Source organism: Paraburkholderia humisilvae (assembly GCF_902859855.1).
GTDB lineage: Bacteria > Pseudomonadota > Gammaproteobacteria > Burkholderiales > Burkholderiaceae > Paraburkholderia > Paraburkholderia humisilvae.
Window position 1 is genome coordinate 36433 of sequence record NZ_CADIKH010000003.1, and the last position, 19898, is coordinate 56330.

Annotated in this window: 17 protein-coding genes; 7 read left to right on the forward strand and 10 right to left on the reverse strand. The window is 64.1% G+C overall.

Annotation, left to right across the window (positions count from 1 at the left end; translation table 11 throughout):
• Nucleotides 1-35 precede the first annotated feature (35 nt).
• The 8 genes from HV796_RS03405 to HV796_RS03440 form a co-directional block, all read right to left on the reverse strand.
• Complete coding sequence (locus HV796_RS03405) at nt 36-1220, reverse strand: thiolase family protein (protein WP_175225057.1); 1185 nt, start codon at nt 1218-1220, stop codon at nt 36-38.
• Nucleotides 1221-1330: 110 nt separating this feature from the next.
• Complete coding sequence (locus HV796_RS03410; protein ID WP_175225058.1) at nt 1331-2752, reverse strand: efflux transporter outer membrane subunit; 1422 nt, start codon at nt 2750-2752, stop codon at nt 1331-1333.
• Nucleotides 2753-2762: 10 nt separating this feature from the next.
• Nucleotides 2763-4346: a DHA2 family efflux MFS transporter permease subunit gene (locus tag HV796_RS03415; RefSeq protein WP_175225059.1), complete on the reverse strand. Its 1584-nt coding sequence runs from the start codon at nt 4344-4346 to the stop codon at nt 2763-2765.
• Between the two features lie 64 nt (nt 4347-4410).
• The gene (locus HV796_RS03420; RefSeq protein ID WP_175225060.1) at nt 4411-5502 is read right to left on the reverse strand and encodes an HlyD family secretion protein; all 1092 of its coding nucleotides are present in this window, start codon (nt 5500-5502) and stop codon (nt 4411-4413) included.
• 59 nt (nt 5503-5561) lie between these two features.
• Nucleotides 5562-6020 carry a MarR family winged helix-turn-helix transcriptional regulator gene (locus tag HV796_RS03425; RefSeq protein ID WP_175225061.1) on the reverse strand — a complete coding sequence of 153 codons (459 nt, stop codon included), beginning with the start codon at nt 6018-6020 and terminating at the stop codon, nt 5562-5564.
• A 44-nt stretch (nt 6021-6064) separates the two neighbouring features.
• Nucleotides 6065-6487 carry a MarR family winged helix-turn-helix transcriptional regulator gene (locus tag HV796_RS03430; RefSeq protein WP_175225062.1) on the reverse strand — a complete coding sequence of 141 codons (423 nt, stop codon included), beginning with the start codon at nt 6485-6487 and terminating at the stop codon, nt 6065-6067.
• A gap of 90 nt (nt 6488-6577) precedes the next feature.
• Nucleotides 6578-7486 carry a transglutaminase family protein gene (locus HV796_RS03435; protein WP_175225063.1) on the reverse strand — a complete coding sequence of 303 codons (909 nt, stop codon included), beginning with the start codon at nt 7484-7486 and terminating at the stop codon, nt 6578-6580.
• Nucleotides 7483-10107, reverse strand: a complete 2625-nt coding sequence (locus tag HV796_RS03440; RefSeq protein ID WP_175225064.1) for a circularly permuted type 2 ATP-grasp protein — start codon at nt 10105-10107, stop codon at nt 7483-7485. The genes HV796_RS03435 and HV796_RS03440 overlap by 4 nt, the downstream gene beginning before the upstream one ends.
• Before the next feature lie 374 nt (nt 10108-10481).
• On the opposite strand from HV796_RS03440, the gene HV796_RS03445 reads away from it, so the two are divergent.
• Nucleotides 10482-11603, forward strand: coding sequence for a zinc-binding metallopeptidase family protein (locus tag HV796_RS03445; protein WP_175225065.1), 1122 nt, complete (start codon nt 10482-10484; stop codon nt 11601-11603).
• Between the two features lie 164 nt (nt 11604-11767).
• Here the strand turns inward: HV796_RS03445 and phaP are convergent, their stop codons facing one another.
• A complete protein-coding gene (gene phaP, locus HV796_RS03450) occupies nt 11768-12190 on the reverse strand; it encodes a phasin family protein (RefSeq protein ID WP_175225066.1) in 423 nt (140 codons plus the stop codon).
• Nucleotides 12191-12545: 355 nt separating this feature from the next.
• Here phaP and HV796_RS03455 point away from each other — a divergent pair, with 355 nt between their 5' ends.
• From HV796_RS03455 to HV796_RS03465, 3 genes are all read left to right on the forward strand, one after another.
• Nucleotides 12546-13988 (forward strand): cytochrome P450, encoded by a 1443-nt coding sequence (locus HV796_RS03455; RefSeq protein WP_175225067.1) that lies wholly within the window; start codon nt 12546-12548, stop codon nt 13986-13988.
• A gap of 28 nt (nt 13989-14016) precedes the next feature.
• On the forward strand, nt 14017-14922 hold the full coding sequence (locus HV796_RS03460) for a LysR family transcriptional regulator (RefSeq protein WP_175225068.1): 906 nt from the start codon (nt 14017-14019) through the stop codon (nt 14920-14922).
• Between the two features lie 159 nt (nt 14923-15081).
• Complete coding sequence (locus tag HV796_RS03465) at nt 15082-15516, forward strand: universal stress protein (RefSeq protein WP_175225069.1); 435 nt, start codon at nt 15082-15084, stop codon at nt 15514-15516.
• Between the two features lie 48 nt (nt 15517-15564).
• Here HV796_RS03465 and HV796_RS03470 read toward each other — a convergent pair whose 3' ends face one another.
• Nucleotides 15565-15882: a DUF1840 domain-containing protein gene (locus HV796_RS03470; RefSeq protein ID WP_175225070.1), complete on the reverse strand. Its 318-nt coding sequence runs from the start codon at nt 15880-15882 to the stop codon at nt 15565-15567.
• 282 nt (nt 15883-16164) lie between these two features.
• Between HV796_RS03470 and HV796_RS03475 the strand changes: the two genes are divergently transcribed.
• From HV796_RS03475 to HV796_RS03485, 3 genes are all read left to right on the forward strand, one after another.
• Complete coding sequence (locus tag HV796_RS03475; protein WP_175225271.1) at nt 16165-17322, forward strand: HPP family protein; 1158 nt, start codon at nt 16165-16167, stop codon at nt 17320-17322.
• A 173-nt stretch (nt 17323-17495) separates the two neighbouring features.
• Nucleotides 17496-17909, forward strand: coding sequence for a MarR family winged helix-turn-helix transcriptional regulator (locus tag HV796_RS03480; protein WP_175225071.1), 414 nt, complete (start codon nt 17496-17498; stop codon nt 17907-17909).
• 5 nt (nt 17910-17914) lie between these two features.
• Nucleotides 17915-19801, forward strand: coding sequence for a chloride channel protein (locus HV796_RS03485; protein ID WP_175225072.1), 1887 nt, complete (start codon nt 17915-17917; stop codon nt 19799-19801).
• Nucleotides 19802-19898: the final 97 nt, after the last annotated feature.

The window sequence follows — 19898 nt, forward strand, 5'->3', positions numbered from 1 at the left end:
GGTCTGCGCGCACGACGACGCGCACGCCGAACCGGTCAGAGGATTTCGAGCGCGAGTGCGATGCCCTGGCCGCCGCCGATGCATAGCGTCACCACACCGCGCTTGAGCCCATCGCGCCGCATCGAATGAATCAGCCGGGTGGTCAGAATCGCCCCGGTCGCACCGATCGGATGGCCGTGTGCAACCGCACCGCCTTCGACGTTCACGACATCTTCCGCCAGGCCCAATTGCTGGATCACCGCAAGCGGCACCGCGGCAAACGCCTCGTTGATCTCGAAACGCTCGACGTCAGCAAGTTTCCAGCCCGCGCGTTCGACCGCCGTGCGCACCGCCGGCACCGGACCCAGACCGAACATACCCGGCTCGACCGCCGCGACGCCGTACGCGACGATCCGCGCGTACGGCTCGATGCCGTTCGCGTCCGCGTAAGCACGCGACGCCACCAGCATGGCCGCCGCGCCGCTATTCAGACCCGGCGCATTGCCAGCGGTAATCGTGCCGTCGCGGCGAAACGCGGGCCGCAGCTTCGCGAGCGTTTCGACGGTCGTATCCGGACGCAACTGTTCGTCCTGAATAAAGCGGAGGGTTTCCTTGCGGCCCTGCACCTCGACCGGCACGAGTTCCGCTTCGAACGCACCGCGCTTTTGCGCGGCCGCCAAACGCTGATGCGAACGCGCGGCCCAACGATCCTGCGCTTCGCGCGTGATCGCGAGCTTCGTCGCCAGGTCTTCGGTATGCCAGCCGGAATGCTCGTTCGAAAACGCGTCGACGAGACCGTCGTGCAATGCGCTGTCATAAATCTGCGCGGTGCCCATCCGGTAACCCCAGCGGCCTTTGTCGAGCAGAAACGGCGCGCGGTCCATATTCTCCATCCCGCCCGCCACCGCGACCTCGCCGAAGCCGAGCCAGATTTCCTGCGCGGCCGATACAATCGCCTGCACGCCCGAACCGCACACGCGATTCACGGTCTGCGACGGCACCGAAACCGGCACGCCGCCCCCGATCGCCGCCTGGCGCGCCGGGTTCATCTTGTTGCCGGCCTGCACGACATTACCCATCACGACCGAGCTGAGCTTGTTCGCATCGAACCCGCTGCGGCGCACCGTCTCACGCACCGTAATCGCGCCGAGTTCGGTCGCGGGCACGTCTTTCAGCGTGCCGCCGAATGCGCCGATGGCGGTTCTGACCGGATTGCTGATCACGATTTCTCGAGTAGTCATTCGCTGTTCCTCACTAGCAAGTACTGCACTTCGAAGCCTCGCCACGCGAGGCGCCTGGGTTCATCCGGCAGCGTCCCGCAAGGAAGCCGGGACGCGTCGCCGCCTGTCCGTCAATTGACTGCCACCGTCGCCGACGCATCCCACCCTCCGCCAAGCGACCGGTACAACGCGACCGCGGCCTGCGCATGCGTGCGTTTCGCTTCATTCAGCGATTCAGCATCGGTCAGGTATACCTGCTGCGCATCGAGCACATCGAGGAAGCTCGACGCACCGCCCTTATATAACTGCGTCGACAGCTTCAAGGCCTGGTCCGATGACGTGAGCGCGCCGCCCAGCCGGTCCACCTGCGTCGCACCGCTGACCAGGTCGCTGCGCGTATCCTCGATCTCCTTTAACGCGTTCAACATCGTCTGATCGAGGGCCAGTTGCGATTCGCGCATCCGGCTTTCGCTCGCATCGATATTCGCGGTGATCCGCCCTGCGTTGAAGATCGGGCTTGTTGCGCTCAGTGCGGCGCTAAACAGGTTATCTGTAAGGGTCGGCGTGCCGACCCACGATGCGGCGAGCAACCCGTCCGTCAGATTAAGCTGAAACTTCGGATAGCGCTCGGAGCGGGCTACACCGACCTCCGCAGCACGCTGTTCGACCTTTGCGTACGCGGTGCGCACGTCCGGACGGCGCAGCAGCGCCTCGGACGGCAGCGTCACCGGCGCGCCCTGCGACGGCACCGGAATCGGTCGCGCATCGGTCAGCACGAGACTGCTGACGCTTTCCGGCGTGCGACCCGAAAACACCGCAATCAGGCTTAATTGATGCTGCATTTCCGACTGCACGCGTGGAATGCGCGCTTGCAGGTCCTGCAACTGGTTCTGCGCGCGGGCAACGTCCAGTTGCGTCGACAGCCCATAGTGCAGCCGGTCCTGGGTCAGCTTGAGCGCGCGGCTGCGGATCTTCTCGTTATCGTTGAGGATCTGCAGTTCCGATTGCGCCCATCGCAGGTTGATATAGGCTGCCGCCGTATTCGCCGCCAGCGCAAGCCGCAATTCGTTCAGCGCGGACTCGCGCCCCGACACCTGCGCCTGTGCGGCCAGCACCGCGAGCCGCTCGCCGCCGAACACGTCGGGTTGCCAGTTGGCCGAAAGGCCCACGCCGGCCGCATCGACATAACCGAGCGGTGGCGGCAGGATCTGCCGCGTATGCGCCGCAGTCGCGGTTGCGTCGAGTTCCGGCAGCAATGCCGCGTGGCGCACTTTCACGTCGTCCTGAGCCTGCTTCACGCGTTCGACAGCGGCTTTCACGTCGAGGTTGTCGTTCAGCACCGACTGCACCAATTCGTGCATCACCGGGTCGCCGAACTGCGACCACCAGGTATTCGCATCGACCGTGTCGCGCGGGGTGTCGACGCTCCATGCAGTCGGCGCCACGGTCTTCACAGCTTCCGGCAAATCGTTATGTGTCGCGGGTTGAACCGCGCAGGCCGCAAGCGTCAACACGGCGGCAGCGGCCAGCGCTTTCAGAAGCATCGGTTTCATGTCGGTTCCTTCAATGAGCATCGGGGGGCGGCGCGCCATTGACGCTGAATGGCTTCGAAAACAGCATCGCGAAGAGCGCCACGCCGAAACACAGCGCCACGGCAAGAAACGTATCGGCGAACGTGAGCGTCAGCGCTTCGCGCATCAGCAGTTGATGCAGCGACGCGACGCTGCCTTGCACACCGTTCACCACATCGCCGCCCGCGGCAGCCAGAAAAGCCGCCTGCTCGCGCAGGAACGATTCGACGACCGGGCGACCCGCGCTCACGTGCTCATCGAGCCGTTCATAGTGCAAGTTCAGCCGGTCGTTCAGCATCGTGCTGACCACCGCGATGCCGATCGCGCCGCCGAGGTTACGCATCAGGTTGAACAGACCGCTTGCCGATTTAAGCCGTGACGGCGGTAGCGAACCCAGCGCCATCGTGACGATCGGCGCAATGCAGAACTGCTGGCCGAAGCCACGCAGCGCTTGCGGAATCAGCAGTTCGCGCCAGCCCCATTCGTGCGTGATCGGCACATACAGATAGCAGCCGATGCCGAACAGGATCAGCCCGAACACCAGCAGCACGCGAAGGTTGATGAAGCGCGCGGCCGTCGAATACATGACGAGCCCGATCAGCTGGAAGACGCCGACCGAGAGCAGCACAAGACCGATCTGCAGCGAATCGAAGCCGCGCACGCGCGCGAAAAACACCGGCGTCAGGTACACCATGCAGAAGATGCCGATACCCGTCACGAACGACAGCAGGCTGCCGATGCCAAAATTGCGCAACGCAAGCGCCTTCAGGTCGACGATCGGCTCTTTCGCGGTAAAGGTATGCACGAGGAACAGAAAGCCCGAAATACCGGCGATCCACGCACACAAAACAATCACATCGTCGCCGAACCAGTTCTTGCGCGGGCCTTCTTCGAGCACGTATTCGAGGCAGCCGAGGAAACCGCACATCAGCACGATGCCGAGATAATCGCCACGCTTGAGTAACGAAACGTCGGCATGGTCGACCCGTACGAATTTCGGCACCAGCACCGTGACGAGCACGCCGGGCACGAGGTTCAGATAGAACAGCCAGTGCCACGACCATTGGTCGGTAATCCAGCCGCCGATCACCGGGCCGATGGTCGGCGCGATCGTGGCCAGCGTGCCGATTGTTGTCGACGCGATCAGACGCTGGCTGCCGGGAAACATCATGAATGCCGTGGTGAACACGGTTGGGATCATCGCCGCGCCGAGTGCGCCTTGCAGCGCACGGAAGATGATCATCGAGTCGATGTCCCAGGCGAGGCCGCACAGCATGCTGGTTACCGTGAAACCGAATGCGGATGCGGCGAACAGCCAGCGCGTCGAGAACACGCGCGTGAGCCAGCCGGAGACCGGTATCACCAGAATTTCAGCGATCAGATACGCGGTTTGCACCCAGGACAACTCGTCCTGGCTCGCGGAAAGTCCACCGCCGATGTCTCTGAGCGACGAAGCGACAATCTGGATATCGAGCGTCGCCATAAAAAAGCCGACGCACATCAGCGAGAACGCGAAGACTTTCTCGCGAGTCGGCAGATTCATCGGGTTGATCGGCGTCTGCGCGGGGTGGGTCATGATGAGTCTTCTCCGGAGCGTGCGGTAACGGGGGGTCGGGGGGTCGGGTGGCCGAATTGCTCGATCACGCGCCTGCGCGCTCTTTATCCAGATGCACTTTCACGGTCGCCGACAAACCCGGACGCAGCACGTGATGCACGCCCTTGGGAACGTCGAGCCACACACGCACCGGCACGCGCTGCACGATCTTCGTGAAGTTGCCGGTCGCGTTCTCCGCGGGCAGGATGCTGAACGTCGCGCCGGTCGCGGGGGCGAGGCTTTGCACGACACCGGTCAGCGGCTCACTCGACGCATCGAGTTGCACATCGACCTTGTCGCCCGCACGCATATGCTTGAGCTGGTCTTCCTTGAAGTTCGCATCAACCCACAGGCCGTGCTCCGGCACCACGGTCAGCACCGATACGCCGACGTTCGCCAGCATGCCGACCCGCGCAGTGCGGTTGCCGACATAGCCGTCCACCGGCGAGCGGATCGTCGTGTATTCGACGTTCAGTTCCGCGACACGCTGCGCAGCTTTCGCGGTGGCCACGCGCGCCTGCGCATCGCCAATCTGCGCGTCGAGCACGGTGAGCTGCCGCTGTGCGGCGAGCAGCGACGCATTGCTGCGGTCCACCGCGGCGCGCGCCTTCTGCAGATCGGCGTCCGCACGCTCGACCACCTGGCTCGATACCGCCTCGTCTTTCACCAGTTCGCGATAGCGGTACTGGTCGGCGGCGCTGCGCGTGAGTTCCGCGCTCGAGGCATGCACGCCGGCGCTCTGTTCGTTGATCACCGCGAGTTGCAGCGAGTACTTCGCTTCGAGTTCGGTAACCGCGGCCTGCGCGCTCCGCACTTCGGCATTGGCCTGGGCGAGCCGGGCGTCGTAATCGCGCGAATCGATGCGGATCAGCACCTGGTTCGCATGCACAAACTGGTTGTCCGTCACCAGCACATCGGTCACGAAGCCGCTCACGCGCGGCGCCATCACGGTGACGTCGCCGCCGACGTACGCATCATCGGTCGTTTCGATCCATCGGCCGACGAAGTACCAGTAAGATCCGGCGCCGACAAGCACGACGACGACAGAGAGAACCGCCAGCCACATCCATGGAATGGTGCGCGTCTGCTTCGTGACCCCTACGTTCGGCGGCGCAATGGTCGATGGAGTTGAGCTCATGATTTATGTGCGTATGCACTCAAATGTTTAAAAAAATGCGCCTTCTGGCGCCATCCTCGTTAAACCGGCTTCTTCGTCAAATCGAACAGTTCCTGCCTCAACAACGCGGCACGCTGCGTGCCGAAGTGCTTCTCGAATTCGTCCTGCGCCGCGTACCAGTGGCTTGCAGCGGCTTCCAGTCTCACCAGCCCGGCTGGCGTCAAACTCATCTTCAACGCGCGACGATCAGTCTCCGAGACCTCGCTTTGCACCAGCCCGTCGCGCTGCAGCGGCTGGATCGCGCGAACCAGCGTCGTGCGCTCCATCACCATCGACTCCGCCAGTTCCTTCATCGTGATGCCCGGTCTGCGTTGCAACCGGTGCATGATCGAATACTGCGTGATCTTCAAACCGGCCTTGCCGAGGTGCCGATCGTAAAGCTGCGATACATAGCGCGCGGCTTGCCGGATCGCAAAGCAATCGTCGTCCGGCAGACTCTGTGCGAATGTCGCTTCGATCTCAGTGTGTATATACACCATAATGGCATCACGCTTTCGAAAACTTGACTCAACAACAGGGAAAATCAGGCGGTGAGATTGAACAGTTCGCTGCGCAACGCCTTTGCGCGAGCCTTACCGAACTTCGCTTCGAACTCATCCTGCGCTTCACGCCACGCGCCGGCGGCCTGTTCGAAAAGGTGTTTGCCCGCATCGGACAGGCTGAACAGAAAGGTACGGCCATCGTGCTCGGACGGCTCGCTGACCACCAGCCCATCGCGCTGCAACGGCTTTAACGCGCGAACCAGCGTGGTGCGCTCCATCACCATCAGATCGGCGAGGTCGACCATCGACAACTGAGGCTTGCGCGCGAGTTTCGCCATGATCGTGAACTGCGCCGCCGTCAGGCCGACCCGGCTCAGATGGCGTTCGTAGATCTGCGTCACATAGCGCGCCGCCTGACGCAGCGCGAAGCAATTGCAGTCGTCATGGGACAAGGGCTTGTTCATAGCTGCGCAGTGTATATGTGCGTACGCACATCGTCAACCGGTTTATTGCATAAAAATGCCGGGCGGTGCACGCCGGAAAGCTGGGAAAAGTCAGAGCAATGACAACGCCAGCACGTTGACCGCCACCTCCATACGATGCGCGCCGCCGCCCAGAATCATCCCGCGTAACAGCGACACATCGCTGTAGTCGCGTCCGATCGCAAGCGTAATGTGTCCCGTGTCGGCCAGCACGTCGTTGGTCGGGTCGAGGTCGATCCAGCCGCTGTCCGGGCAATGGACCGATACCCACGCATGCGACGCGTCCGCGCCGATCAGCCGCGGCTGTCCTGGCGGCGGGTCGTTGCGCAGATAACCGCTCACGTAGCGCGCCGGCAAACCCAGCGAGCGCAGGCAACCGATCATCACCTGCGCGAAATCCTGGCACACGCCGCTTTTCAGCTCGAACGCGCGCTCAGCCGGGGTATCGAACATCGTCGCTGACGGTTTGTAAGTGAAATCGGCATGGATCCGATGCATCAGATCGATTGCCCCGGCGGCGATCGGCGTGCCGGGCGCGAAGCTCGGCGACGCATACGCGCGCAGCGCCGGACGCAACGCGATATTCGGCGACGCGAAGCAGAATTCGGCCTGCGGCGCGTACGCGGCGCCCACCCGAAAGCGCACCGCATCGGCAACGCTTTCCCACGCGGGCGTCGCGCGGGGATCGAGGTTCGCCCAGCGCGGCGTCAACTGCACGGTCGTTTCGCTGACGAGCTGCAGGCGTTCGTGCGGCGTGTCGAGCGCAAAGTACAGCAGATCGTTGCCAAATGCGTCGATACGGCTGTGCATGTACGACGGCGCCGGCTCGATCCGCTCGTCATGCGCGACGACCTGCTGCCATGCGCACGCACGCGGCCGGATTGTCGCGAGATGCTGCGCGGTTTCGACGAACGTCGAGTAGTGATACGTGGTGCGGTGCGCGACCGACAGTAGCGAGCGCTGCATCTGCGCGCTTTTCATGGGGACACCTGCGCGGCCAACGTGTTCGCATGGCTGAAATAGCGCGCGCTGATCTCATTCGCGGCGGCGCTGACCCAACCCGCGATCCGATTGCAGATATCAATCAGTTCCGCATACGCGCCGCTCGCATCGGTTGCGCATAGGCGCTCGAGCGGCGGTAGCGATGCGGCAGGCGGCAATAGATTGTTGAACGGACGATGCCGGGTGCTGCCCGCCGCGAGCGAAATATCGTCGAGCTTCGTGCATAGGCGCTCATACACACCGTACAGGCCACGCGGATTGGTCGGCTCGACCACCAGCAGATCGATCAGCGCCGCGACTTCGAAACGCCCCGGATACAGCGAACGGTAGGTAAGCGTACTGTCGAACAATTGCAAAAGCAGATCGAAGCTGGCGGGCGTCGCCAGTTGCCCGTGGCTCGCGACAACTCGCAACATCGTCGCCATCGCCCAGACACGCTCGATATGGCGGCCGGCGAATTGCAGCCGCCAGGCTTCATCGCGCGTCATCCGGTCGCCCTGTGCGCCGCTGATCGCGGAGAGCTGCATCGCGAGACGCTCGAGCGCGTCCATCAAGGTCACGCGGTTGTCACGCGCCTTGCCGCGCGCTTCGCCCGCCGACGACGCAACCGCCGGCGTCAACGTCAGCAGCACATCGCGGAAGTCGTTGCGCGCGGCGAGAATGGTGCGCCAATGGTCATTCGATAAACGCCCGCGAATTTCGCCGCTTGAGCGCGCCATGCTCGCGAGGTTTTGCCCGATGCTCGCCGTGCCGGTGCTTTCATGCAGATTCGCGACGAGCGTGCGCTCGAACGACTGCGGTGACTGGTTCGCCAGCATGTCGCCCTGCTGCACGAGGCCGAATTGCAGAGCGAGCTCGACCAGCGTCGAAAACATCGCGCCGGCGTCGTTGCTTTCCAGCGAGCCGAGAATCAGCCGCAACAGTCGCACATTGTTTTCGGCGCGCTCGCCATAGCGGCCTGCCCAGAACAGGTTTTCCGCGTCCCGGCTCGACACGGTCCGATGCTTGCGCGCGAGATCGGCCGGCTGCAGCGGCGACGGCAACAGCGTAAACGTCGAACTGGGCTGGCTCGACAGCACCCACGTGTCCGCACTGCTGCCGCCGAACTGCATCGACACGCTCGCCTGACCCTGCGCCGCGAGCCGCGTAAAACCGCCGGGCAGCACATGCCAGCCGCCGTTCAAATCGGCAATCGCGTACGCGCGCAGCACCGACGGCCGGTTGCCGAGCGCACCGCTCTCGTAGCGCGGCGTGCACGAATACGGCAGCGGTTGCTGGATCGTGAATGCATCGGGGGTGTCGTCGATACGGCTGCGCCACGCGGCGAGCCGCTGCGTGCCGCTCGCCATCCCGGGTGGTCCGTCGGATGCGCGAGCGGCGGGTACGGGCCAGGTCGGCACGAGAAACGCGTCATCGAGCTGCGTGAAAGCGTGCTCGCGTGCCGCTCGCTCGCCGCACCACCAGGTCGGCACGCCCGGCAGCAGCAGCGTTTCATTGAGCAGCGCTTCGGCGATGCCAGGCAAAAAGCCATGCAACGCCGGCGATTCGACGAAACCCGAGCCCGGTACATTCGACACGATCACATTGCCCGCGCGCATCACCTGCAACAGGCCGGGCACGCCGATGGTCGAATTGGCGCGCAGTTCGACCGGGTCGCAGAACGCGTCGTCGAGGCGACGCAGCAGCACGTGCACGCGTTCGAGACCGGCGAGCGTCTTCAGATAAAGCATGTCGCCGCGCACCATCAGGTCCTTGCCTTCGACCAGCGTCACGCCGAGATAACGCGCGAGAAACACATGCTCGAAATAGGTCTCGCTGAACGGCCCCGGCGAAAGCAGCGCGATACGCACATCGCGTTGCTGCGCGCCGGCATCCGGCGTATCGTCGCGGATCGTTGTGCGCGCAAGCTGTGCGAGCGTGCTGATGAGTTGCGAGTACGACGGTGCAAGGCGGCTCACGTGCATCTCGCGAAAGGCGTCGCCAAACAGGCTCGAGACGATCAGCCGGTTTTCGAGCGCATAGCCGAGCCCCGACGGCGCTTCGGTGCGATGCGACATCACGGTCCAGTTGCCGCCGGGCCCGCGCGCAAGGTCGACGCCGACCACCTGCAGAAATTGTCCGCTGGCTGGCTTGAAGCCCTTCACCGCACGCAGATAGCCCGGGTGCCCGTAGACCAGCGCCGGCGGCAGCTTGCCGCGCTGCAGAAGCGTTTGCGGACCGTATACGTCCGCAACCAGTGCGTCGAGCAGCCGCGCGCGCTGTATCACGCCGCGCTCGATCAGCGCCCAGTCGCCTTCGTCGATCAGGAACGGCAGCAAGTCGAGCGCCCATGGGCGCGGCTCGCCCTTGTCGGCGTACACGTTGTAGCTGATGTCGTTGTCGCGGATCTGCTGGGCAATCGACGCGGTGCGTACGTCGAGCCCCGCGACGCCCTCGTCGCCCAGCCACTCGAAGAAACGCCGCCACGGCTCACGCAGCGCGCCGGATGCGTCGCGCAGTTCGTCCCAGTGGCCTTCGCGCGCCGGCAGTGCGCGCAGCAGCGCGAGCGCATCGGCGCGGCTTGCCGCGGCTTCGAACGGAAAGGTCGATTGAAAGGCCAAGATCGTGTCGCGTTGCTTGTTCTTCGGGTCACCGGGAAGCGCGCGTCGCCCGCTTCAGGTCTGCGCGTCGTCTGCGTTGACGGGAACGCCCGAGCGCCGCGTTCAGCCGGATGAGCGACATGATACTGGCAAGCGCTGATTGCACGCCCATTGCCGGTGTGACGGCTCGCCCCGCTTCGGCCAGCGCCGACGCCGCACGTGCACCAGAAAGGCGCAGCGCCGATGCGCGGTCTTCGCGCCGAGCGCACGCCGTTATCGGCGTCCACCGCGCGCGGAACGAACCTTGCGGCGCATCGACGCGAGCCGTATTCTCCGTACGAGACGCACGAGTACTCGAACCGCCGCTCCGCATTCACCGTTCTCAGGCAGACGCGATGAAACCCTTTCACTGCAATCGTTGCGACCAGCGCGTTTTCTTCGAAAACGTCCGTTGCGAACGTTGCGACGCACGGCTCGGCTACGTCACGGAGCTGCGCGAGATCGCGTCATTCGAGGCAGCGGAAAACGGCCTGTGGCGCAGCCTGCACCCGGCTGCGCCGGGCAAGCTATACCGGCCGTGCCACAACTATGCGGTGGAAAACGTCTGCAACTGGATGGTGCCCGCCGACGATCCAGCGCCATTGTGCCGCGCGTGCCGGCTGACGCGCACGATCCCGAACCTGAGCACGCCGGAGAACCGCTATTACTGGTATCGGCTCGAAATTGCAAAACGGCGGCTGCTCTACACGCTCGCCGATCTCGGGCTCGATTTCGATTCGCGCGCGGCCGACCCGCGGCACGGGCTCGAATTCGCGTTTCTCGAAGACCCGGGCAATGGCGAGCGAATCATCACAGGGCACACGAACGGCCGCATCACGCTGAATATTGCCGAAGCCGACGACGCCGCACGCGAGCGGATGCGTACCGCAATGGGCGAGCCTTACCGCACGCTGCTCGGGCACTTCCGCCACGAATCCGGCCACTACTATTTCGAGCGGCTGATTGCGGGCACGCCGTGGCTCATCCCGTTTCGCGCCCGCTTCGGCGATGAGCGCGCCAATTATGCGGCCGCGCTCGACACGTACTATCGAAACGGCGCACCCGCGGACTGGACACAGCGGTTCGTCAGCGCCTACGCGACGATGCATCCGTGGGAAGACTGGTCGGAGACATGGGGGCACTATCTGCTGATCGTCGACGTGCTGGACACAGCGGCGTCTTACGGTCTCGCGTTGCTGCCGGGCGGGCCGAACGAGCCTGGATTGACCGACCAGACGCCGGTCGCGAAAGCGAGCTTCGAGAACCTGATGCAGCGCTGGTTTCCGCTGACCTACGCGCTGAATAGCCTGAACCGCAGCCTCGGGATGGCCGACGGCTATCCGTTCGCGCTGGCGCCGCCCGTCGTCGACAAGCTGAAGTTCGTGCATCGCGTGATCGCGGCAACGGCAGCGCGCGACGCAGGCGCGGAGGCGAAAACCGGCGCGCAAACCGATGCGGGCTCGGCAACGACGGGCTAACCGGCCGCGCGAGCAATCTCAAGCGGATTCAGGCAGACTCATACCGACTCAAGCGGCCTCAAGCGGCCGCAGGCGCACGCGAGCCAGCGCCAAGCGCACCGGGCCGCGCCCAGCGCGCCTGCATCAGACCGCACCCGCCGCACCGCCCGCGCAGCATCACTTGCTCACGGCTTCCTCTGCAACATCGCCTTCAACTCGTCCACGTTTTCCTGCACGCGCTTCGCAATCACCGCATATGACTCGGCCTGCGACTTGTAAGCGGCCTGCGCGAGCTGCTGCAAATCGGCAAGCGACTTATGCAGCGTCTGCTGAACGAGCTCAGCCGTCTGTGTGGACGGCATGCCGCCGGCCGCCGCCTGTTTCGACGCGACCGACTGGAGTTCCGCGAGCGTCGAACGCAGCATCTCGGCCTGCTGCTGCGCGAGCGACTGCATGCCCATCAAGGCGGTCTGATTGGCTTCGACCAGCGCTTCGACGTCCTTGCGCCGCGCTTCCATCACAGCCGGGACGTCGAAACCGGGTAACCTGAACTGCTCAAACATCTTGCTGAATTCGGCAAACGGATTGGCTGCGTCTTTGGGTTCCATGCTCGATTCTCCAGGAACGATGCGTCGAAAAGATCGGTGCGGTCGGGTGACCAACCGCAGGTGCGGCGTGGCCGATTTGTCCGCACGTGGACGGATCATGCACGTTCTGTTCCCGATACGCCAGTCCTGACCGACCTCAGCGCACGCGGTGCATGCTTTGCGCCGTGCCGAACGGGGCGGTCCGCCCTATGACACGGCGCTTGCGGTCCGTGCAAAAGTCCGCCAATTGCATACAATGGCGCCGAAGCATTAATCCGAGCAAAAAATGCACTCAAGGCGGACCGGTCACCGGTCAATCCGCTGCCTGCGGCGCGCCTACGCAGTGCACCTGCCTGCGCCATACCGGAGACCCTCCATGAGCACCACCGCAAGCGGCGGTACAGATAAAACCAGCGGCACGCGGCTGCGCCAGCTAAGCGACCTGCCGTCACCGAAAGGCCTGCCGCTGATCGGCAACGTACACCAGGTCTCGCTGCGGACGTTTCACCTGAATCTCGAACGCTGGGGCCGTGAGTTAGGCACGCCCTACGTATTCCGGATGTTCGGGCGGCAGATCGTCGTGCTCGGCGACACCGATCACGTGCAAAGCATCTCGCGCGAGCGCCCGCAGCGTTATCGCCGCTTCAAGCCGATCGAAACGATCCTCGCGGAGTTCGGCGCGAATGGCCTCTTTTCGGCGGAAGGCGCCGCATGGGAACCGCAACGCCGACTGGTGATGCAGGCGCTGTCCATACCGCAGATCCGCGCGGTCTACCCGACGCTCGCCGACATTACCGGCCGGCTGCGCACGCGCTGGCTGCGCGCGGCGCAGGAGCAGCGCACCATCGACATGGTCGAAGAGATGAAGCGCTACTCCGTCGATGTGACGAGCGCGCTCGCGTTCGGTGAAGATCCACGCACGCTCGAGCGCGACAACAACGTCATTCAGGAGCATCTGAAGCAGATCATGCCGATGCTGATGTCGCGCACCAACGCGCCATTTGCCTACTGGCACTACGTGAAGCTGCCGCGCGACTGGCGCCTCGACCGCGCGCTCGTCGAAATTCACCGCTACGTGCGCCAGATGATGGACCGTGCGCGCGAGCGCATGCGCGACGAGCCGTCGGAAGCACCGCGCAATCTGCTCGAAGCGATGCTCACGATGCGCGACACGCCCGATTCCGGCATCACCGACGATCAGGTCGCCGCCAATGTGCTGACCATGCTGCTGGCCGGCGAGGACACGACCGCGAATTCGCTTGCGTGGGCGATGCTGTTTATCGCCGGAGATCAACCCTTGCAAACGCGTCTTGCGAACGAGGCGCGCGCGGTGCTCGGTGACTCGCCGGTCTGCACCGAGTACGCGAAGTTGAAAGAGCTCGATCTGTTCGAAGCAGTCTGCACCGAAACCGGCCGTTTCAAACCGGTGGCCGCACTCAGTTCGTTCGAACCGATCGAGGACGTGACGATGGGCGACGTGCGTGTACCCGCCGGCACCTTTATGTTTTTCCTGAATCGTCCGCCGATGCACGACCCGGGCCACTTTGTTAACCCCGAGCGCTTCGACCCGGACCGCTGGCTGCATGCCCGGGACCCCGCGCGCGGCGCGCACGAGCCGCGCGCGTACCTGCAGTTCGGCGCCGGACCTCGCGTATGCCCGGGACGGCATCTGGCCGGTGTCGAAATGCGCGCGGCCCTGTCGATGCTCGTCGCCAACTTCGAAATGAAGCTCGCCGTCGATCCATCGGAAATCGAGGAAATCAACGACTTCATCATGAAGCCGAGCAAGATGCCGGTTACTCTGACCATCCGTTCCTGACTGACGTAGCGCGTAGCGGAATCACGGCATGGACCGACTACAGGCGATGACCACGTTCGTCACGGTCGCCGAAACGGGCGGCTTTTCAGCGGCCGCGCGCAAGCTCGACGTGTCGCCGTCAGTGGTCAGCCGCATCGTCACCGAACTCGAAGAACATCTCGGCGTGCGCTTGCTCACGCGCACGACGCGCATCGTCCGTCTGACCGAAACGGGCGCGTCCTACTTCGAGAATTGCCGGCGCATTCTGGGAGAAATCGACGAAGCCGAGCAGTCGGCGACCGGAGCCCATGCGGCGCCGCGCGGCGTGATGACGATCACCGCGCCGGTGCTGTTCGGCGCCGCGTATGTGACGCCGGTCGTCGTCGAGTATCTGACGCGCTACCCTGAAGTCGATATGAACTGCTGGTTTATCGATCGGGTCGTGAACCTCGTCGACGAAGGTATCGACGTCGCGGTGCGCATCGGCGAACTGCCGAACTCATCGCTACAGGCGATTCGCGTCGGCTCCGTGCGGCGTGTCATATGCGCGTCGCCGGCGTATCTCGCGCGATACGGCACGCCGCTCACGCCCGACGATCTCACCTCGCATACAATCATCTCGACGAACGCCGCATCCACGCCCCCCGAGTGGCGCTTCACCGTCGAGCGCCGGGCAGCCACGCCGCGCTTGCAGCCGCGCATGACCAGCACCACCAACGATTCGGCGATCGCCGCGGCGGCCGCCGGATTCGGCATCGTGCGTCCGCTGTCGTATCAGATCGCCGGCCATCTGCGCGCCGGCACGTTGCAACTGCTGCTCGAGCAATACGAGTCGCCGCCGCTACCGATCCACGTCGTCCATCGCGAAGGACGTCATGCGACACAGAAGGTCCGCGCGTTTCTCGACCTCGCGATCGACCGGCTGCGCTCGGACCCGGCACTGAATCCGACCTGACGCGCCCCGGCCGTTTTCATCATCCATATGTATCACAACATGATATATAATTGAAACGTGCTCTTTTTGGGTGTGCCGCGTGATGCGCCGCGCTGCTCGGTCTTGCGCTGATCGAAACCGTACCGATGATCACATAAAGCGGAAACAGGGAGAACGCAGATGATTCCGTTCAACCGCATCCTGCTTTGCTACGACGCAACGCCGGAAGGACAGCTTGCGCTACGCGCGGGCGCGGTGCTGGCGCAGCAGTTGCATGCCGAAACGCACCTTTTGTCTGTGCTCGATACCACGCACTGGTCAAGCGGCTATGACGTGCTGAGCGCGACCCGCTTCGATGCCGACGACGAATTCGCGCGCGAAACGCTCGACGAAGGCATTGCGCGCCTGCACACATGGGGCGTGGACGCGATGGGCCATCACGCGGCCGGCAGCGCGATCGATGAGATATCGCGCCTCGCGTCGCAATTGAAAGTCGATCTGATTGTCATCGGACATCATCCGCACGGGTTCTTCGCGCGCTGGCTGTCCGGAGAAAATCACGCGCTGCTGCTCGATCGGGTGTCGTGCGGCGTGCTGTTCGAAGTGTCGCGTTGAGAACGTACCGGCGTCGTGCGCGAGCGGCGCCGGCGTGCAGGACTAACGCTACAGCCCCCAGATGATATCGGCGTCGTGCCGGTACGCTTCACGCATCATGTCCAGAAACGGCCAGGCCCGCCGCGAGAGGCCGCCGCCCGCATCCTCGTTGCGGTCGCGCGCATAGTGCAGTGCCTCCAGTGCGGCTTCCGCCTTGTCGTCGTCCGAGATGGCCGCTTCGAGACGGCGAATCGCGCCGGGCAATTCGTCATGCAGGATGACGCCGCGCGCATCGAGCCGTTTGCCGACCAGCCCCAGCAGATATTGGGCAAGATCCCTCAGCATCACCACATCCGGTGTCGCGCGGGATTGAAAAGTGATCATCACAATGCCTCCTTCCCGGGGAGTGCGCGCGCCTGTGCGGGACGCTCTTCGCTCCGGTATTCCGGACGTTAATCGGTGTCAAAGCCGGATTGTCTCCATTCCATTTTATGTCATGCCATGACCCGTTTCAGCGAGTCGGGCATGCTTTCTTCATGCTTGCGCAGCGCTAACGGGTAGCTTTTCCATCATCGGGATTTCCCGGAGGACTATCAAATTTATATCACATTGAAATATAATTACAGACCTTTTGCTCTGTTCCCATCCATCGTGTCCAGTGCCAACGTGATCCGCTGGTTGTCCAGCTTTGTGCCTGGCCCCATCCTGCTGAACTGGCCCGAGCGTGTGCGCTCGGCCGCGGGAGCGTTCGTCGGCCTCGCGCTGACCGCGACGCTGATGCAACTCGTATTCGGCTCCAGCGCCGCTTTTCCGATGCTGATCGCGCCCATGGGCGCATCGGCAGTACTCCTGTTCGCGGTGCCCGCCAGCCCGCTCGCGCAGCCCTGGTCGCTGATCGGCGGCAACCTCGTGTCGGCCACGGTCGGCGTCGCCTGCGCGATGCTGATTCCCGATCCGTTCATCGCCGCCGCGATCGCAGCGGCCGGCGCGATCGCCGGAATGTTCACGCTCCGTTGTGTCCACCCGCCATCAGGCGCGGTCGCGTTGACCGCCGTGCTCGGCGGCCCCGCGATCCGCGCGCTCGGTTTTCACTTCGTGCTGGAACCGGTATTCGTGCAGTCGGCGCTGCTGCTCGGCTCGGCGATGGTCTATCACACGATCACCGGTCACCGCTATCCCCATGTCGCGCCCATCGCGAGCGAAGCAACCACCGATGCCGCGCAGCACCCGTCATTGCGCTCCGATCTCGAAGCGGTATTGCGCCGTCGCAGCGAACTGCTCGACGTGAACCCCGACGATCTCGAAACGCTGTTGCGTGAGACCGAAATGCAAGCGTATTCGCGCAACTTCGGCGAGCTCTCGTGCAGAGACATCATGTCGAATCCGGTCATCAGTGTCACGCCGGACGCGACCGCGGGCACGGCCTCTTACCTGCTGAACCAGCACCGCATCAAGGCGTTGCCGGTCGTTACCGAAGACCGGCGCGTGGTCGGCATCGTCACGCGCGCGAACCTCGCGGGCGGCGCCGCGGAAGCGATCCCATCGGTCCTCAACCGGTGGCGGCAGCGCTGGCTCGCGCCCCGCCCGAGCCTCGGAATCGCGCGGCAGGTCCGTCGAACCAGCGTCAAGGAGCTGATGACCACGCACGTGCATACGGTCTCCGTCAACGCGCCGATTGTCGAACTGGTGCCGCTCTTCGCCACGCACGGGCATCACCACATTCCCGTGCTGGATACACACCGGCGTCTTGCCGGCATCATCACGCAAGCCGACCTGATCGCCGGGCTGTATCGCCGGACCCGCTCGCCTGAATACCGGGCCGCTTGAAACAGCGGGCCTGAATAACGCGCCCGAATGCGCGCGCATATAGCGATATGGCGGCGACTGCAGGCGGCAACCGCAGCGACCGTTGATGCCGCTCCGGGCTTTGCTCCCCGATAATATATATCACTTTGTGATATATTTTGATTTGCCCTTATCCGATCCCCGACGAACCCCGTATGAAGACCCTCGCACGCGAGTTGAGCAAGGCTGACTTCGAGCAGCTATCGGAATTCCGCTATCAGATGCGGCGTTTCGAGCGTTTTTCCGAGCAGGCCGCGCAAGGCGAAGGCATCACGCCGCTGCAATACCTGCTGCTACTGCATATCAAAGGCTATCCGGACCGCGCATGGGCGACCATCGGCGAGCTTGCGGAGCGGCTGCAGGCACAGCACCACGGCGTGGTCGCACTGGTGTCGCGCTGCGAAGTGCTCGGGCTCGTCGAGCGCCGCGTCAGCGAGATCGATCGCCGGCAAGTGGAAGTTCATTTGCTCAAGGCCGGTGAGCGCGTCCTCGCACGTCTTGCCGAACTGCATCGCGCCGAACTGCGATCGCTCAAGGGCGCCTTCACGATTCCGCACATCGATTTGTAAACATCATGAGTCTCGACGATCACAAGCGCGATTTCTCCAGCAACGCCCGACTGCCCGGCATTTCCGCGCTTGCCGTGGTCATCGGGATGCTCAGCACGCTCGCCGCATTCGTGCTGTTGAATCTGATCCACCTGTTCACGAACCTGTTCTTCTACGGCAGCTTTTCGTTTGTGGACCGTTCACCGGCGCTCAACACACTCGGCCCGTGGGTCGTGCTGATCCCGGTCGCCGGCGGCCTGATCGTCGGCCTGATGGCACGCTACGGCTCCGAGAAAATTCGCGGCCACGGTATCCCGGAGGCGATCGAGGCCATTCTGTTCGGCAAAAGCCGGATGTCGCCGAAAGTCGCCGTATTGAAGCCACTGTCGTCGGGCATCGTGATCGGCAGCGGCGGCCCGTTCGGCGCGGAAGGTCCGATCATCATGACGGGCGGTGCGCTCGGTTCGTTGCTCGCGCAATGTTTCAAGGTCACCGCGGCCGAGCGCAAGACGCTGCTGGTCGCCGGCGCGGCGGCCGGCATGACCGCGGTGTTCGGTACGCCGGTCGCGGCCGTGCTGCTTGCGGTCGAACTGTTGCTGTTCGAATGGCGCCCGCGCAGTTTCTTGCCGGTCGCGGTCGCGTGTGCGGTGGCCGGCTTCGCGCGCGCGGTGTTCTTCGGCACCGCCCCGCTCTTTCCGCTGCAGACAGCGGAGCCGAGCGCGATGTCGCTCGTGTCCTGTGCGGTTGCCGGGCTGTTGTCCGGTGCGCTCGCATCGGGTCTGTCCACCGCGCTGTATAAAGTCGAAGACCTGTTCGCGCGGCTGCCGCTTCACTGGATGTGGTGGCCCGCGCTCGGCGGCCTCGTGGTCGGTATCGGCGGGTTTGTCGAACCGCGCGCACTCGGCGTCGGCTATGACGTGATCGGCGACCTGCTGCATCAGCATATCGCGTTGCAGTTCGCGGTCGCGCTTCTGGTCGTGAAAGCGGTGATGTGGGTCATTGCGCTCGGCTCGGGCACGTCGGGTGGCGTGCTGGCGCCGTTGCTGATGCTCGGCGCCGGGCTCGGCGTGGTGCTCAGTCATTTGCTGCCCGGCGGCGAGCCGGCGCTGTGGCCGCTCGTGTGCATGGCGGCCACGCTCGGTGCGACGCTCGGCGCACCGCTCACGGCAATCGTGTTCGCGTTCGGCCTCACGCATGACGCGAACGCACTTCTGCCGTTGCTCGCGGCCACGCTTGTCGCACACGGCTTCGCGACCGTCGTGATGAAACGTTCAATCATGACCGAGAAAATTGCGCGCCGCGGGTATCACATCTACCGCGAGTACGGCGTCGATCCGCTCGAGCGTCACTACGTGGATGAAGTCATGTCGCGCACCGTCGAAGCGATCGACGCGAACGTCACGGTTCGCGACGCGCTGGCCACCTACTTCGGCACACATCAGAAGCGGCGCGCGTACCCGGTGATCAGTAATGAAAGAGTACTCGGGGTGATAGACCGCGCGGCACTGGAACGACTCCGTGAGCTGGCGGCAAGAAACACGGTCGCGGCGGCAACCGCGACCCACGCTACCGCCGCTGCAAGCGGCGCCGCCACCGGCACGCTGCCCGATCCGCTCGACACGCGCATCGGCGACCTGCTGCAGGACGCGCCGGCCGTCGCTCTGCCGCACGAAACCTGCCGTCTCGTCGCGACGCGGCTCGCTGTGCATGGGCTCGAGCGCTTGCCGGTGGTTTCAGATCGCAAGTCGCTGCGTCTGATTGGCATCGTGTCGCGCAGCGACCTGATCAAACCGTCGCTCGGTCACTTCGAAGAAGAACAGAAGCGCGAGCGCTTCCGTCATATCGGCTTCTGGTCGAACGCGCGCAAGCGGGTGCTCCCCACCGCGCGAAAAGAAACGCACTCGTCTAGCTGATCGCGGTTTGCGTCCTCCGCACTCCTGCCGCGCAATGAAAGAGGCCCGCTAACGCGACTTCGCGTTAGCGGGCCTGACCGTCACGCAAGCGGACGCA